The sequence below is a fragment of the Photobacterium sp. GB-1 genome, assembly GCF_003026165.1.
Classification (GTDB): domain Bacteria; phylum Pseudomonadota; class Gammaproteobacteria; order Enterobacterales; family Vibrionaceae; genus Photobacterium.
This window is the reverse complement of the sequence record NZ_PYOB01000001.1, coordinates 525,348-542,087: the sequence shown is the minus strand read 5'-3', so window position 1 is coordinate 542,087 and position 16,740 is coordinate 525,348. Positions and strand designations below refer to the sequence as shown.

Sequence of the window (16,740 nt, the reverse complement as noted above, 5' to 3'; positions counted from 1 at the left end):
AGATAAAAGAAAAGCCTGAGCTAACTCAGGCTTTTTTATGCCATTTAATTGCTCACTAACTGATTTCTACCGTTTTTCTTGGCGGTGTAAAGGTTATCGTCAGCTTGTTTAATTAGGCTATCCAGTGTTTTTAAATTTGTTGCTGCACCAATACTTATAGTGATTTTTATCTGTTGATCAAGGTAGGGAATAGTAATTGATTCAATGCGTTGTCGAACAAGTTCTAAGGTTGATAAAAAGCTAGGGAAGTGACCACAATGCTGAATGCAGAACTCTTCTCCGCCAAAGCGGGCAACAATCGATTCTGGAAAGTGGGCATCAATGATTTTACTGATGCTGATGAGTACGGCATCACCACCATCATGGCCATACGTATCGTTAACTTTTTTAAAAAAGTCGATATCAATCATCGCTATATTCAACGACTCATTTTCAGTTTGACAACAGCTATGAGTGAAGAAGTAACGACGATTCCAAAGCCCTGTTAAAGCATCTTGGTTTGCCATCCGATACAGCTTATCAGAGGTATCTTTCATATTTAGAATATGATGAATACGACAGTTAAACTCTTCTTGATTAAAGGGCTTATAGAGAAAATCGTTGGCACCTGCTTTTAGAAACTGCGCCGTCATCGTGCTGTCGTCACTACCAGATAGACCCAATACCGCCATTTTATTTCGACTGTACTCACGTCTGATTTCACGGGTCATAGTAATGCCGTCTTTTTCTGGCATATCGTTATCAGTAATAACTAAGCTTATATCTGGATTATCATCAATGATTTGTAGCGCTTCATTACCGTCAGAGGCTTCATATACCGTGAGGTTCTGTTTTTCTAATAAATGACTGACATGATTTCGTACCATGTCAGAATCATCAACAACGAGTGCTTTATGCTCTAAGTTAGCTTCTAGACGAAGTAATAGTGGTACAAGGTAGGCAACGGAAGCTGCACTATCTTTAAGTAAATAATCTAAAACGCCTTTGGCAAGAACTTTTTCGCGGATAGTTTCATTAAATTGGGCAGTTAAAACGATCGATTTGACCTTGTGGTCTAATACGAGATCGATGATTTCACCATCTTGACCATCCGGAAGGCAATAATCGAGTACAGCACAAAGATAACGTTCTGGGTCGGCTAATAATTTTTTAGCTTGTGATAGGTTTTCGGCAAAAATAGCCTTGAAGCCAGCTTGTTTCAATTGGTCATCAAGATAGTGACGAAATGCGCGGCTATCTTCGACAACAAGTACTTGATGTTGCAAAGTTAACTCCTTTTAGCAATACGCATAATAAATTCGGTGTATATTGATATTTATAACATTAGATGTAATGGGTTGATTATCAAATATTTTATTAGGTTTTATTTTTGTGATCTTGTTGGTGAAATATCAAACTTAATTTGTATTCCTTTTTAGATGAATATTTTTAGTTTTCCAACTATCGTAATTCATAGTTATAATGGCTGTATGTATAAACAGTAACTACGAGTGGCTTTGGTGGCGAATATAACGAAACAAATAGCAGGCCAAAGGAAAATTATTCATGTCGATATGGATTGTTTCTATGCTGCCGTTGAAGCTCGTGATAATCCAGCTTTACGTGATATTCCGATAGCAATTAGTGGCCGCTCGACGCGAGGCGTCGTCAGTACTTGTAATTACTTAGCCCGTAAATATGGTATTCATTCAGCAATGCCAACGGCTCATGCTTTAAAATTATGCCCACACTTAACCTTAGTGCCAGGCAGAATGCAGGTTTATCGTGAAATATCCCAACAGATACGGGCTATTTTCTTAAGGTACACGGATAAAATCGAGCCATTATCCTTAGATGAAGCATATTTAGATGTATCTGATTGCGAAATGCTTCATGGCTCTGCGACCTTAATTGCTCAGGATATTCGCCGTGCAATTGAAGAGGAGTTACAGCTCACCGCTTCTGCGGGTGTGGCTCCGGTGAAGTTTATTGCCAAAGTTGCTTCAGATCTGAATAAGCCTAATGGTCAATATGTGGTTACACCTGAAGATGTGGATAGTTTTGTTGCTGAACTAAAACTAGAAAAAATACCTGGGGTAGGAAAGGTAACTATTCAAAAACTCCATGAGAAAGGCTTGTATATTGGTCGTGATGTACAAAATTATGATCGTCATTTACTGCTACAGCAATTTGGAAAATTTGGGCAATCATTATGGTCTCGAGCACACGGTATTGACGAGCGTGAAGTGATTGTTGAACGACAACGAAAGTCGGTTGGGGTAGAGCGTACCTTTAGTCAAAATATTTCAAGTTTTGATCAGTGTTGGCAAGTGGTTGAGCAGTTATATCCTGAGCTTGAGCAACGGTTACGTAAAGTACGGCCTGAGTTAGATATTGCCAAGCAAGGTATAAAGTTAAAATTTGCAGACTTTCAACAAACTACGGTTGAGCATATTTATCCTAAATTAGATAAAGCGCAATTTATCGATTTATTAAAAGAAGCGATGACCCGACAAAATTCTCGTGAGATACGCTTAATAGGCTTAAGTGTTGGGTTAGAGGTTGGTTTAAAAGCGCAACAGCTTTCTTTTGGTTTTTGATTAGATGAAAACAGAACCTTCTCTGTTGACACATATATTACAGTGCATATAAAAACGGGCTTAACATGAGATCACGTTAAGCCCGTTTTTGTTATTCCGTAAGTTTATTTTTTAACAGGAATATTTTTAAGTACTGCAATCATTTGATCCCAGAACATTTGAACGGTATCAATTTTCACTTTCTCATCAGGTGAGTGTGGGAACTTGATGGTAGGACCAAATGATAACATGTCCATTTCAGGGTACGGTTCTTTAAATAAGCCACACTCAAGACCTGCGTGGATCACCATGATGTTGGGTTTATTACCATACATCTCTTGGTACATGTCACGGAATACGTGCATGATTTCAGAATCGGCGTCTGGCTTCCAACCTGGATATGTACCAGAAAACTCACATTGTGCGCCTGCTAAGGTTGCTAATGATTGCAACATGCTTTCTACATAGCTACGACCAGAGTCAGTTAAAGAACGGACTAAGCAAAGTACGATCACTTTATCGCTTTCTGTCGTGATAACACCCATATTTAGCGATGTTTCAACAACGCCCTCAATGTCATCGCTCATACGGATAACACCGTTAGGGCAGACGTTTAATACATTGATTAGACGTGTTTGATCTGCCATTACCATTACATCTGTTGGTAGTTCAGCAGATTCAGTAAATAGGTTGATATTTGTTTCTACATGACCAAGCTCAGCACTTAGTAGCGTTTGGTAATGAGCGAATAATGTATTTAGTTGATCAACATGTTTAGCTGGTAGGGTAACAATCGCCGACGCTTCACGAGGAATTGCGTTACGTAGGCTACCGCCTGTGAAGTTGTTAATACGTAAGCCAAGATCGTCTGCATGAGAGACTAAAAAGCGAGCCAGTAATTTGTTTGCGTTGCCACGGCCAGTATGAATATCACAACCAGAGTGACCGCCTTTTAAGCCCTTTAGGACTAATTTAATTGCTTGGTGATCTGCTGGTGTTGCTTCACGCTTTATATCAAGTGTGATTGCGCCGTCTACACCGCCAGCACAACCCATGTAGACTTCGCCTTCTTGCTCAGAGTCAGTGTTTAGTAGAATGTCACCTTCTAACCAACCTTCTTTAAGACCAAAAGCACCGGTCATGCCAGCTTCTTCATCAATAGTAAGTAGTACTTCTAATGGGCCATGTTCGATATCTTTAGCAGCCAGTACCGCAAGACAGCTTGCCATACCCATACCGTTATCAGCACCTAATGTTGTACCTTTTGCCGTTACCCATTCACCGTCAATGAAAGGTTGGATAGGATCTGTTGTGAAGTCGTGAACGGTTTCTTCATTTTTCTGTGGAACCATGTCGATGTGCGCTTGAAGTACCACACCTTTACGGTTTTCCATGCCTGCTGTTGCTGGCTTTTTAATAATGACGTTACCTGTTTCATCACGGCGAACATCTAAGCCTTCTTTTTTAGCAAACTCAATGATGAATTGTGCTAATTGTTCTTCATATTTAGAAGGATGAGGGATCGAACAAATTTGATCGAAAAATTGCCATACAGCTTGAGGAGATAGTTGACTGATTTCAGACACGGAAGCCTACCTTTATAGAATTTTGGTCCAGTGACACTTGTCAGGCTATTAGCCGTCAAATGACATATATAAGTAGCGATTTACTCCATCGCATTTTTTTTAGCATATCATTCAGACTTCGGTGGAGGTAGAGAAAAAAGTAAAATCTTAAACCACGAATACGATAATGAATAAGTATTAACGGCGCTTGACTTGTATACATTGAGCTGATGATTACGTAATTATTTCTTATATTTATTTTCTTGATCATAAAGCAAGATTTAACCGATCAAAATTGAAAAAAAATTACATCAAAATTGGTTTAACAATGTTTTTTTGTAAAAAGTGTGACGAGGTTAAAGGAAACGCTTGAAAGTAAATTACGTAATGGTTATGATTTAGACAGTCTCATAAAGGTATGAGAAAACACTGTACACGTTCAGGATGAACCCGAGATATCGCCTCCATGGAACCGAGATAAGTGCGACCACGATGGTCTTTCCCCTCCAAGGATTAAGCGCATAAATATTTATGTGGTTAATTTGGATTACTTATTTATAAGGTGATTTAAAATGAAAATTTTTGATTCAATTACACACTTTTGGAATAACCGCTCTGTATATACAGGTAACTTTACTTACCCTAATTACTTTGGTTACTAAGAATTTTGTTATCTAGTTGCTGACTAGTTAGCCGAACAGCTTGTTCACCCCCTAACTTGAGAATACTAAATAATCGTGAGCGATTATTTGCAACATTCGCCGCCGCTTCGCTTTGAAGCGGCGTTTTTTTACCTTTAAATCGTCATAACAAGTTAGTCACACATCGCGATGTGATCCTTAGTACGTTTTATTGCTGTAGATCTCATAAATATAAAATAGATGAAATATATTAATTTGGCATATTTTAGCTAATGCATTGATTTTATATTGCTAATTATCTGTTCTTAAAAGCCAAAAAAACAAAATTAAATTTATTAGTCTTAGTTTTGTGCATTTACTCGATATTTTCTGGAAATTGATAGATCTGATGTTTATAATCGCGCTCGAATTGAGAACGCAAACGTTTTCTTTTGCTTAATACTAACGTGTCAATCTCCAAGGAACAGAGAAACATGCTTGAGAAGTTATTTAAACTAAAGGAACACGGCACAACTGTGCGAACGGAGTTGCTTGCTGGCTTAACAACATTCCTGACCATGGCTTACATCATTTTTGTAAACCCTACTATGCTATCCAGTACGGGAATGGATAAAGGTGCAGTATTTGTTGCAACCTGTTTAGCAGCGATGATCGGTTGTTTTGTGATGGGATTTTTTGCTAACTATCCTGTCGCACAAGCACCAGGCATGGGTTTAAATGCCTTCTTTACTTATACCGTTGTGCTAGGCATGGGGTATACATGGCAAGTTGCGTTAGCCGCTGTTTTCTTATCTGGTTTGTGTTTTATTGCGTTAAGTTTATTAAAAGTACGGGAATGGATCATTAACTCCATACCAATGGCGCTGCGAACCGGAATTTCTGCAGGTATAGGTTTATTCCTTGCCTTCATTGCATTACAGAGTTCAGGCATTGTCGTAGATAACCCTGCGACGTTAGTACAAGTAGGCGATCTAACCAGTTTTCCTGTTGTGATGGCAGCACTTGGTTTCTTTCTAACCATAGCGCTTGTTCATCGTGGCTTTAAAGCTGCAGTCTTGATTGCAATCTTAATTGTTACTGGGTTGAGTATTGCATTTGGTGAAGTGACTTATGGCGGCATTATGTCAATGCCACCAAGCATTGCACCAACCTTTATGCAATTAGATTTTTCGGGGGCAATGGAAGTTGGCCTGATTTCAATTGTGTTTGCTTTCTTGTTTGTCGATTTATTTGATACCGCAGGTACGCTTGTCGGTGTTGCGACAAAAGCAAACTTAATCGGTGAAGATGGCAAGTTGCCACGCTTAAATCGCGCGTTACTTGCAGATAGTACAGCAACCTCTGTTGGTGCCTTATTGGGTACATCGAATACCACTTCTTTTGTCGAGAGTGTGTCCGGTGTCGCAGTCGGAGGTCGTACCGGTCTTACTGCGGTAACGGTTGGTGTATTATTCTTACTCGCTCTATTTTTTGCTCCATTAGCTGGCATGGTACCTGCCTACGCAACGGCTGGTGCATTATTCTACGTCGCGATTTTGATGATGTCGGGGTTAGTGGCAATTGATTGGCGTGATCTAACAGAAGCTGCACCGGTTGTTGTGGTTTGTTTGTTGATGCCTTTAACTTATTCTATCGCTGAAGGTATTGGCCTTGGTTTTATCACTTATGCTGCGGTTAAAGCAATGAGTGGTAAGGGGCGTGATGTAAATATCAGTGTTTGGGTTATTTCAGCATTGTTCCTTGCAAAAATAATTTTTCTTTAAGTTTTAGATTTCATAAAGCTTTATCTATTTAGGGCGATTTAACATCGTTGATCCAGAGGTTCTTTATCTATGAGTAATAAATTCATCATCACTTGGGATAACATGCAAACTTACACTCGTCAGCTAGCTGAAAAGTTGCTACCTGCTGAGCAGTGGACAGGTATTATTGCTGTTAGCCGTGGCGGTCTTGTTCCTGCTGCTATTTTGGCGCGTGAACTGGGTATCCGTCATGTAGATACCGTATGTATCTCAAGCTACGATCATGATCACCAACGTGATATGCGTGTGATCAAGAAAGCAGAAGGTGATGGTGAAGGCTTTATTATTGTTGATGATTTAGTCGACACGGGCGGTACTGCTGAAAAAATTCGTGAACTGTACCCACGTGGTAAATTTGTAACAGTATGCGCAAAACCTGCAGGTCAACATTTAGTTGATGATTACGTTGTTGATATCCCACAAGAAACGTGGATTGAACAACCGTGGGATATGGCAGTAACGTTTGTCGATCCAATCGCTAAGCGATAAGCATTCTCCCTTTATCAAGGTTTATAGCTTTGCTGCTGTAAACTAAGATTGATTAATAAGACGCCGATAAGGCGTCTTTTTTTGTTTTAAATCGACATACGTAAGTGATTTTGGGTATATCATCACTACACATCATCAAGACCACGTGGAGAGTGCCGTGTCTGAGCCATCCCCTGAGAATTTATCAGAAAAGTTATTTGCCCCAAGACCAACCTCTAAAGAGACATCGAATTTGGTTAAAATTGCTCATGTGCGTAGTGGGCGAGTCAACAATGCGCTGGATGGTGAGAGTAAGGCTAGCTGGTACCGTGTTTTACGTCGCCCACAATGGATTTGGCAGGGCGTCGATCCGATAGAGCTTGAAGCGGTACTTGCTCGTATTGCGGGTGCTAAATCTCCACGTACGAGTGAACATTTACTGGATACGGTGATTGGCTATAAGCCAGGTAACTGGACATATGAATGGGCGCAATTGGGCGCAAGCTATCAAAAGCAAGCACGTCTTCTATTAAATGAAGGTGAGAAACTTAAAGCTTCTGAGTTGTTATTAAAAGCCAGCACGCATTACAGTATTGCCGCGTATCCGTATATCAAAGGCGATCAATTGGCTGATCAAGCAGAATTGCAAGCCAATCAAAGTTATCGTGAAGCGATAGAATTACGCCCGCATGATATGCGAACGATTAGTGTCAAGTATGAAGGTAAAACCTTTGAAGCCTTCATTCATTTGCCTCGTACCGATAAACTATTACCGACAGTGATCGTTAGCGGTGGATTAGATACATTGCAATGCGATTTATGGCGCTTATATGAAGATTATTTAGGGCCGGCAGGTTATGCGATGGTCACACTGGATATGCCATCTGTCGGTCACTGTGATCGTTGGAACTTAACGGAAGATACCAGTCGACTTCATCAAGCGTTATTACAGCAGATACGTGATGTCCCTTGGGTCGATCACCATAAAGTTGCAATGCTAGGGTTACGAATGGGCGGTAATGCAGCTATTCGTTTAGGTTTTATGGAGCCAACACGTTTAAAAACCTGTATTAGCTTGGGCGGCGCGATTCATAGCGTGTTGACCCAACCTAAGATGATTGAGCAGATCCCTCGGATGTATCTTGATGTGTTAGCATCTCGAATGGGTAAAAATGGTCAATCAGAAACGAGCATCATTTCTCATCTTCCGGCATGGTCGTTAAAGCACCAAGGGATTTTGGGGCGCCGACGTATTGATATGCCAATGCTGGGAATAAGTTTAAAAAATGATCCTGTATGCCCTGAAAGTGATAATCAGTTAATTGCGCTGTCCAGTTATGGTGGTAAAGCGATAACGTTACCAGAAAAGCCTATTCATGATGGCTACCACCGTTCATTAACGACTGTCGTTGAATGGTTAAATGAGCAGTTAAGGTAATAAAGTAGACAATTATTTGGCTCTAATGGTTAAGGTGGAGACAAAGCCTTGACGGTATGCAGTGAGGATATCGAACTTTATTTTATACCACTATGATATTGTTAATAAAATTTCGTATCTTCACTGGCATTTTATCCATATTCAACCATAATATATAAATACTGATAGCTATCATGTTGCACATAAACAACGTGATTAAAAAACGTTAGTAAACGTATATTATTTTGAGTATTAGCATACTCATCACTGCAGTTGACTATGGATGGATTTGCAATGACTTCGACAACTCTTTTTCCGCCTCATGGGCGTTTAATAACAAAATTAACTGCGCTGGGTCCTTACTTACGTGAGAAAAAATCAAAAGAAGGTCAGTTCTTTTTTGATTGTTTATCCAGTTGTGTTAATGCTGATAAAGAGCCCGAACAACGTGAATTTTGGGGCTGGTGGTTAATTTTAACAGTAACCGATAATGGTTATGAATATTGCTATGATTTTGGCCGTTTTGATTTAAATGGTGAGTGGAGTAATGGAAAGTTACCCGCAAAGCATAAAGATGCGGTGATGAAAACATTATTAGATTTTCACCGTAAGTTGACGCCATTTATTGTTGATGAATGCCAATTAACCTTATCTCCATCTTCAGAACTCACACAAACACCGCTTACTGAGCTAGCATAAATAATTTGCTCTCAATTTATAAAACCCATCCAATGAAGTGATGGGTTTTTTTGTATCTTTTTTTTACATCTTGTTGCCTAAGATAACCGAATTTAGCGGCTTAAATATAATTTTGTGTGATTTGTAAGCGTTTCAGTTGTTTAACTAAATATTTGCGCACTTATATGTATTTAGTCATTGTTTTTCTCTTGTGCTTTATTAGCAGTATTGATAAAACAAAGTACATATTATTTCTTTCTATTTTGTTTGATCCCCATGGCAGATACCAAAAATACTAATGCTCGAGAGCAAGACCTTGCAGCATCTGCTGCATCACAAACAATTGTTGTTAAGTTGGGCACCAGTGTTCTTACTGGCGGTACGCTGAAGTTAGATCGCGCCCATATGGTTGAGCTTGTCCGTCAATGTGCGATGCTTCGTCGTCAAGGACATAAAATTATTATTGTCACATCTGGTGCAATTGCAGCAGGACGTGAGCATTTAGGTTACCCCGAACTGCCCAAAACAATGGCAAGTAAGCAATTACTGGCAGCGGTTGGTCAAGGTCGCTTAATTCAAGAGTGGGAAATCTTATTTGGTATCTATGGGATCAATATCGGTCAAATGCTATTAACGCGTGCAGATTTAAACGATCGGGAACGTTATTTAAATGCGCGTGATATGTTAGTTGCCTTGCTGGATAACGGTATTGTTCCTGTTGTGAATGAAAATGATGCGGTAGCGACAACAGAAATTAAAGTGGGTGATAACGATAACTTATCCGCACTTGTCGGTATTTTAGGTGGCGCAGATAAACTGTTATTAATGACAGATCAACCAGGTCTATTTACCGCCGATCCTCGTAGTAATCCTGATGCAGAGCTTATCCGTGAAGTACATACTATTGATGAAACACTGCGTAAATTAGCGGGTGGCACTGTGGGTGGTTTAGGTACAGGCGGCATGGCAACAAAACTACAGGCAGCAGATGTGGCTCGTCGAGCTGGTATTGAAGTGATCATCGCTGCTGGTCGTCGTCCTGATGTCATTATTGATTTAGCGGAAGGTAAATCTGTTGGTACGCGTTTCTTACCGCTGGAATCCCCATTAGAAAGCCGTAAGCGTTGGATTTTAGCTGGGCCTCCTCCAGCCGGTGACATTGTTATTGATGATGGCGCTGTCATTGCTGTGCAACAACGTGGGAGTAGTTTACTTGCGAAAGGGATCACCATGGTAAAAGGTGATTTTGAACGCGGTGAAGTGGTGCGTATCTTTGATAAACAAAATAACCTATTAGCACGTGGTATTTGCCGCTACTCTAGTGTAGATATGGCAAAAATTGCAGGAAAGCATAGCCAAGAAATCCACCTTGTGTTGGGTTACGAACATGGTCACGTGGCTATCCATCGTGATGATATGGTAGTTATTTAAAAACGACATGTATGTATAAATACAGAGAAGTATTGGCATCACGACAAGGATTAATAGAGGAATTATTGTGAATCTTGAATTAATGGGACAAGCGGCACAACAGGCTGCTTTCGAGTTAGCAACAACGGCAACTGCAGTTAAAAATAATGCTTTAGCGATTATTGCTGATGAATTAGAAAGTAATAAAGACATTATCTTAGCAGCGAACAAACAAGATATTGATGCCGCACTTGAATCAGGTATGTCTGATGCATTAGTCGATCGCTTATTACTAAATGAATCACGATTAGCGGGTATTGCAAATGATGTGCGTAATGTGATTAATCTTAATGATCCTGTTGGTGCAGAGCTTGATAGCCGCGTACTTGAAAATGGTATGCGTTTAAGCCGTCGTCGCGTTCCATTAGGGGTTGTTGGTGTGATCTATGAAGCGCGTCCGAATGTTACGATTGATATTGCGGCATTATGCCTAAAAACAGGTAACGCTAGCATCCTTCGTGGTGGTCGCGAGACATTCCACTCCAATATGGCACTGGTAAAAGTGATTCAAGTGGCATTGGAAAAAGCAGGACTACCAGCCGCTTCTGTACAGTACATAGAGCAACCCGATCGCGAACTTGTTTCACAACTGCTTAAGCTTGATCAATACGTAGATATGATCATTCCTCGTGGTGGTGCGGGTTTACATAAAATGTGTAAAGAAAACAGCACTATTCCTGTGATTATCGGCGGTTTTGGTATTAGCCATATTTATGTTGATGAAAGTGCCGATCTTACTCGTTCTTTAGATGTGGTTGAAAATGCCAAAGTACAGCGTCCATCGGCCTGTAATGCGTTAGATACCTTACTTGTAAATGAGAAAGTAGCAGAAGCCTTCTTATCACGTTTAGTTGAGCGTATGAACAAAGCCAAGGTAGCACTGGTTGCTGATGAAGCAGCCTATAATCTACTTGAAGGTAAAGCGTCTTCTCTGCGCAAGATAGCAGAAGGTGACTTTGATACTGAATGGTTAAGCTACACCTTAGGTATTAAGGTGGTAAACGATGTGGATGAAGCCATTTTCCATATGCGTAAGCACAATGCGAGCCATTCCGATTCAATCTTAACTAATAACCTGCAGTCGGCAGAACGTTTTGTTAATGCGGCAGGCTCGGCGGCTGTTTATGTGAATGCGTCTACACGTTTTACTGACGGTGCGCAATTTGGTTTAGGTGCGGAAGTTGCGGTATCAACCCAGAAACTGCATGCTCGTGGCCCAATGGGTTTAGAAGAGCTGACGAGTTATAAGTGGGTGGGTGTTGCTGATTACTTAAGCCGTGCCTAATCGTTAAATAAAATGTAAAAAGCTGCCTGCTAGTAAGCACTAATTGGCAGCTTTTTTTATGCCAGTAATTTTTGATTTTTTCTTATTCTTTGTCGTCTTTTTTATCTTGAGATACAGGATTTTCTTGCTTACTGAGAGGGTGTTTGTCGTCAAACAGTTTGTGTTTTTTCTGCATCTCAATCTTCATATAAGCGGTATATTTTAGCGCTGCAATGTTGCTAGCGATGACGGCAACAATAATAAAAGAGATCACCCAAGGGTTAAAAAGCCATTCCATATTAGCCTCACTAATTTAGTGATAGAGTATTTTCAGGATAACACTTTTATCGATCATTTAGCTTATATATTAGTCATTAATGGCAATAAAAAAGCAGCCACATATTTCACTTCTTACGTGCAATACGTTAGCTGCTTTGAGTATTGAATGCGTTTGTTATTACAGTGCTTTTTCTAATACTTTTTGGTACATGTCGGTTAGCTTTTCAAGATCTGCGACTTTTACACACTCATTCACTTTGTGAATAGTGGCATTTACAGGGCCTAACTCAACCACTTGCGCACCGGTACGAGCGATAAATCGACCATCCGATGTACCACCGGTAGTAAGAAGTTCAGGTTGCTGGTGGTTTACTTCTTCAATCGCTGCAACAACTGCTTCGACTAGCGTACCTTTATCGGTAAGGAATGGATGACCGCTTAATGTCCATTTTAAGTCGTAATCTAAACCATGGGCATCTAATACTGAATGTACACGACGCTTTATTTCTTCATCCGTTAATTCAGTACTAAAGCGGAAGTTAAATTGCACTTCAAATTCTCCAGGGATCACATTCGATGCGCCCGTGCCTGCGGCAACATTTGGGATCTGGAAACTGGTCGGTGGGAAATATGCATTGCCGTTATCCCATGTGGTGGCAGCAAGCTCAGCGAGGGCTGGTAATGCTTTGTGAATGGGATTATTGGCAAGGTGTGGATAGGCAACGTGCCCCTGAATACCTTTTACGGTTAAATCACCGGTAATTGAGCCACGACGTCCGTTTTTAACAACGTCTCCAACGTGGTGAGTACTTGAAGGCTCACCGACAATACACATATCGATTTTTTCATTACGGGCTTCAAGGGTATCAACTACACGGGTTGTACCATTGATAAACGGCCCTTCTTCATCAGAGGTGATGAGCAGGGCAATTGAGCCTTTGTGATCTGGGTTTTCTGCGATGAAACGCTCAATGGCAACAATCATACATGCTAGAGAGCCTTTCATATCAGCGGCGCCACGGCCGTGAAGGTAGCCATCGATAATCGTTGGTTCAAACGGTGGCGTGTGCCATTGCTCTACTGGACCTGACGGTACCACATCGGTGTGACCAGCGAAAACAAACAGTGGAGCTTGGGTACCACGGCGAGCCCAAAGGTTGGTGGTATCTTCAAATACCATGGTTTCGATAATAAAGCCTAATTGCTCAAGACGAGCGATCATTACATCTTGGCAGCCTGCATCTTCAGGAGTAACAGATGGGCGACTCATTAAATCTTTAGCAAGCGCAATAACTGGGCTATCAGACATCCTTGTATCCTTGTTATTGTTGATGGAAAATTTCTTGGTATTGAGCAGGTTTAAAACCTAAGTAGTACGCATCATTGTGTACTAATAGCGGACGTTTGATCATTGCTGGTTGCTCTAACATTAGGGCTAAGGCATTGTCGCGGTTTAAGCTATTTTTTTGCTCATCAGTCAGTTGACGGTAAGTCGTTCCACGCTTATTAAGCATGGCTTCCCAACCAAGTGCTGTTTCAAACGTTTCGAGTTGAGCGCGATCTAAGCCATCAACACGGTAATCATGGAAAGTGTATTCGATATTTTCTGCTTCTAACCACTTTTTCATTTTCTTGATAGTGTCGCAGTTTTTGATGCCGTAGGCTGTAGTACTCATAAAAGATCTGACTTGATTATATTTTAATGGATAGTCTTTTATAACGAGATTACACAATGACCGCAAGTGTTGTTGTTTGTGAGCTGATTGTAAGAGATTGAGAACGGTATTGTTAACAAAAACAATAATGCTTTTTTATTTTTCTATTTAATAGAAGTAAAGATAAAGCGGGCTTGATCAAACTCAACATAAATATTTTCCACTGCTTAATAATATGTGGAATATTTTATGGAGGCCTCAATGGAACTGAATCCGGTTTTTGCCCGTCGACTTTATTTAGCATTGTTAGTAGAAAATACAGAGAGACCTAATGTCCCTCGTTTGGTTGAGCAAACAGGCTGGCCGCGTCGCACTATTCAAGATGTATTAAAAGCGCTACCTAGCATCGGTATTGAGCTTGCTTTCATTCAAGATGGTCGCCGTCATAATGATGGTTACTATACGCTGAGTGATTGGGGACCATTTGATTTGGAATGGATCAAAGAAAAAGAACCCTACTTATTAGCGGCGTTATCCTAAAAATTAAAACGCATAAGACGTCACGTGTTATGCGTTTTTAATAGGATATTACTGGCCTTGGGCTTCAAGGTATAAAATAGTGGCGGCTGTACGGGATTTTACTTGTAGCTTTTTGAGTAAACTTTTCATATGAACTTTAACCGTCGCTTCTGAGATAAAAAGCTGTTCGGCTATTTGGCGATTACGTTGACCTTTTGCCACTTCTTGTAATATTTGCGTCTCACGGTCTGTTAATTGAGACAAAATATTCGTAGGGGTATGTGGTGAATCAAGGCACTCTTTTACGATATCACTATAGGCTTTACCACCACATAACGCTGATTTTAGTTGTTCGATTAATTCATCAGGCTCAGTATCTTTGAGTAAATAACCGTCAGCGCCAGCATTGAGTACTGTTTTAATATCGCTTCGACTATCAGAGACAGTTAATATAACAATACAGGCAAGTATTCCTTCATCACGCATCGCTATTAGCGTATCAAGACCGGACAATCCCTTCATATTTAAATCGAGTAAGATCAAATCTGGTGATTTTTCATGGGCGAGTGCGATAGCATCATTACCATTGCTGGCTTCACCTACTAATTGGAAGTCTGATTCAATACTTAATAGTTGGCTTATCCCTCGACGCATGAGAGGGTGATCATCGACAATCATAACTTTCCAGCATGTCATCGTGTTATCCTTTTTGTAATGGAAATAGAAGGCAGATAGTGCAGCCTTGATTGATTCCCGATTGTATTTTTAATTCACCTTGTAGCCGTGATGCGCGCTCTTGCATAATACTTAAACCGTAATGATCACGTTTTCTCTCGTTAAGGTCGAATCCTCTACCGTCATCGATGATCGTGACATCAATATGTTGATCGGTTTGTTGGCAGTTTACGATAATCTCATCGGCGTCTGCATGTTTAATCGCATTTAATACTGCTTCTCGAATAATTTGTAACAGGTGAACCTGGTTATGGGCATCTAACGCCATTGATGATATTTGATTATCTATAATTAAGAGTGCATCGGTTTGCTCTTCTAATGGTTCTAACATTTGATTTAAGGCTTCACCAAAATTGGCATCTTTAATCATCAACCGAAATGTACTGAGTAATTCGCGCAGTTGGGTATAAGCGTTACTTAACTCTTCTTCAATATCATGGACAGTTTGATGGGTACTTTCATTTTGATCGCTTTGATTGAGTTTTCTTTTTAATAAGGCTAATTGAATTTTCAAATAGGAGAGCGATTGTGCCAATGAATCATGGAGTTCACGGGCAATGGTCGCGCGCTCTTCCATTATCAATAAATATTCCGCTTGTTTTTGAGCGCGGTTGTAATAGATAGCGCGAGCAAGGATCTGAGAGATATTATTAATTAATGCCTTATCAGGACAAGGTAAAGTGTACTGCCACCAAAGTTGTCCCATTAATTCACCATCGATATACAATTCGTTATATTGCCAATGTTGACCTGCTTGTTGACCCACTTGAATTTCTGATGTGCTGCCATTTGGCTCTGCAATGATCAGTTTTGTACCAATTAAGCCATCTATAGCAATCATGGTTTCAAGCATGTTGGTAAATTGTTCTCGGGTTAAATGGCTAACAGAAAGTTGTTGTGAGCAATTATAAAGCACTTGGAGTGATTCGTTTGCATGACGTAAGCGGTGGGTTTTTTCATTGACACTGCGCTCTAAGCCTTGATAAAGCTGTTCAAGATCTGATGACATTCTACTAAAGGTATGGGCAAGAATACCTAGTTCATTATTGCTATTATTTAATAAATCCAATCGAAAATCTTTACGCTTTACTTGCTTACAAGCATCAACAAGATCATTTAAAGGTGCGACAACTTGTTGGCGTGTATAACGAATAGTGTAGAAGATGATAAGAGAAATCAGACTAAGGCCTATGGCGCCAATAATAGCGAGTCGTTGGATTTTAAGTTCTGATGATTTTTGCAGTTCAGAAACAAAAGTATTAATACGATGGACGAATGGGGCGACATGTTGAATAAATACCGTGTTGTTATTTTTTTCAAGGATCGGGTGCAGCTCTGCCCAGCGCAGAACGATGTGATCGTAGTGTTGTTGGATCTCTGAAGGGGTAAACCAGTAAGAGAGTTCTTTCATTGGCGCTGAATAAAGCGAGTGTTCAAATTGTTCAATATGTGTAGATAAAAGAGGCGACTCTGTTTCAACATCAAAAGCTAATCGATAGCTTTGCATGCGTAAAGAACCTGCAATATTTATAGCTTCAGCATCATTTTGACTCGAAACCAATGTCATTAATGCAAGTGCAGTAGTTATTATCGAAATGATCAAAATTAACACTAAAGAACGCGCTATCGTCGTTGTTACAGAATGTGTCATTTTTTGCCTATTCACAGCAATCCTTACTGTTACTTACC

Annotated in this window: 15 protein-coding genes; 8 read left to right on the top strand and 7 right to left on the bottom strand. The window is 40.2% G+C overall.

Features of this window, described 5'->3' with window-relative positions; genetic code table 11:
- Positions 1 to 44: 44 nt before the first annotated feature.
- Positions 45 to 1,265, bottom strand: a complete 1,221-nt coding sequence (locus tag C9J45_RS02385; protein ID WP_107205438.1) for a response regulator — start codon at positions 1,263 to 1,265, stop codon at positions 45 to 47.
- A 234-nt stretch (positions 1,266 to 1,499) separates the two neighbouring features.
- On the opposite strand from C9J45_RS02385, the gene dinB reads away from it, so the two are divergent.
- Complete coding sequence (gene dinB / locus C9J45_RS02380; RefSeq protein WP_255418438.1) at positions 1,500 to 2,579, top strand: DNA polymerase IV; 1,080 nt, start codon at positions 1,500 to 1,502, stop codon at positions 2,577 to 2,579.
- A 104-nt stretch (positions 2,580 to 2,683) separates the two neighbouring features.
- On the opposite strand, the gene C9J45_RS02375 is transcribed toward dinB, so the two are convergent.
- Positions 2,684 to 4,144, bottom strand: a complete 1,461-nt coding sequence (locus tag C9J45_RS02375; protein WP_107292104.1) for an aminoacyl-histidine dipeptidase — start codon at positions 4,142 to 4,144, stop codon at positions 2,684 to 2,686.
- 1,093 nt (positions 4,145 to 5,237) lie between these two features.
- Between C9J45_RS02375 and C9J45_RS02370 the strand changes: the two genes are divergently transcribed.
- From C9J45_RS02370 to C9J45_RS02345, 6 genes are all read left to right on the top strand, one after another.
- Positions 5,238 to 6,527, top strand: coding sequence for an NCS2 family permease (locus C9J45_RS02370; protein WP_107205441.1), 1,290 nt, complete (start codon positions 5,238 to 5,240; stop codon positions 6,525 to 6,527).
- 69 nt (positions 6,528 to 6,596) lie between these two features.
- Positions 6,597 to 7,055, top strand: a complete 459-nt coding sequence (gene gpt / locus C9J45_RS02365; protein WP_107205442.1) for a xanthine phosphoribosyltransferase — start codon at positions 6,597 to 6,599, stop codon at positions 7,053 to 7,055.
- A gap of 157 nt (positions 7,056 to 7,212) precedes the next feature.
- A complete protein-coding gene (frsA, locus tag C9J45_RS02360; RefSeq protein WP_107205443.1) occupies positions 7,213 to 8,472 on the top strand; it encodes an esterase FrsA in 1,260 nt (419 codons plus the stop codon).
- A gap of 273 nt (positions 8,473 to 8,745) precedes the next feature.
- Complete coding sequence (gene crl / locus C9J45_RS02355) at positions 8,746 to 9,150, top strand: sigma factor-binding protein Crl (protein WP_107259293.1); 405 nt, start codon at positions 8,746 to 8,748, stop codon at positions 9,148 to 9,150.
- A gap of 255 nt (positions 9,151 to 9,405) precedes the next feature.
- The gene (gene proB / locus C9J45_RS02350; RefSeq protein ID WP_107205445.1) at positions 9,406 to 10,560 is read left to right on the top strand and encodes a glutamate 5-kinase; all 1,155 of its coding nucleotides are present in this window, start codon (positions 9,406 to 9,408) and stop codon (positions 10,558 to 10,560) included.
- Positions 10,561 to 10,642: 82 nt separating this feature from the next.
- On the top strand, positions 10,643 to 11,884 hold the full coding sequence (locus C9J45_RS02345; RefSeq protein WP_107205446.1) for a glutamate-5-semialdehyde dehydrogenase: 1,242 nt from the start codon (positions 10,643 to 10,645) through the stop codon (positions 11,882 to 11,884).
- Between the two features lie 82 nt (positions 11,885 to 11,966).
- On the opposite strand, the gene C9J45_RS02340 is transcribed toward C9J45_RS02345, so the two are convergent.
- The 3 genes from C9J45_RS02340 to C9J45_RS02330 form a co-directional block, all read right to left on the bottom strand.
- Positions 11,967 to 12,161 (bottom strand): DUF2897 family protein, encoded by a 195-nt coding sequence (locus C9J45_RS02340; RefSeq protein WP_107205447.1) that lies wholly within the window; start codon positions 12,159 to 12,161, stop codon positions 11,967 to 11,969.
- 159 nt (positions 12,162 to 12,320) lie between these two features.
- On the bottom strand, positions 12,321 to 13,451 hold the full coding sequence (gene dapE, locus C9J45_RS02335) for a succinyl-diaminopimelate desuccinylase (RefSeq protein WP_107205448.1): 1,131 nt from the start codon (positions 13,449 to 13,451) through the stop codon (positions 12,321 to 12,323).
- A gap of 13 nt (positions 13,452 to 13,464) precedes the next feature.
- Positions 13,465 to 13,818: an ArsC family reductase gene (locus C9J45_RS02330; protein WP_005370164.1), complete on the bottom strand. Its 354-nt coding sequence runs from the start codon at positions 13,816 to 13,818 to the stop codon at positions 13,465 to 13,467.
- Positions 13,819 to 14,058: 240 nt separating this feature from the next.
- Between C9J45_RS02330 and C9J45_RS02325 the strand changes: the two genes are divergently transcribed.
- The gene (locus C9J45_RS02325; RefSeq protein ID WP_107205449.1) at positions 14,059 to 14,337 is read left to right on the top strand and encodes a helix-turn-helix domain-containing protein; all 279 of its coding nucleotides are present in this window, start codon (positions 14,059 to 14,061) and stop codon (positions 14,335 to 14,337) included.
- A 48-nt stretch (positions 14,338 to 14,385) separates the two neighbouring features.
- Here the strand turns inward: C9J45_RS02325 and C9J45_RS02320 are convergent, their stop codons facing one another.
- Together C9J45_RS02320 and narQ are read right to left on the bottom strand one after the other, a co-directional pair.
- Positions 14,386 to 15,012 carry a response regulator gene (locus C9J45_RS02320; RefSeq protein WP_107205450.1) on the bottom strand — a complete coding sequence of 209 codons (627 nt, stop codon included), beginning with the start codon at positions 15,010 to 15,012 and terminating at the stop codon, positions 14,386 to 14,388.
- Positions 15,013 to 15,016: 4 nt separating this feature from the next.
- A complete protein-coding gene (gene narQ, locus C9J45_RS02315; protein ID WP_107292103.1) occupies positions 15,017 to 16,702 on the bottom strand; it encodes a nitrate/nitrite two-component system sensor histidine kinase NarQ in 1,686 nt (561 codons plus the stop codon).
- Positions 16,703 to 16,740 lie beyond the last annotated feature (38 nt).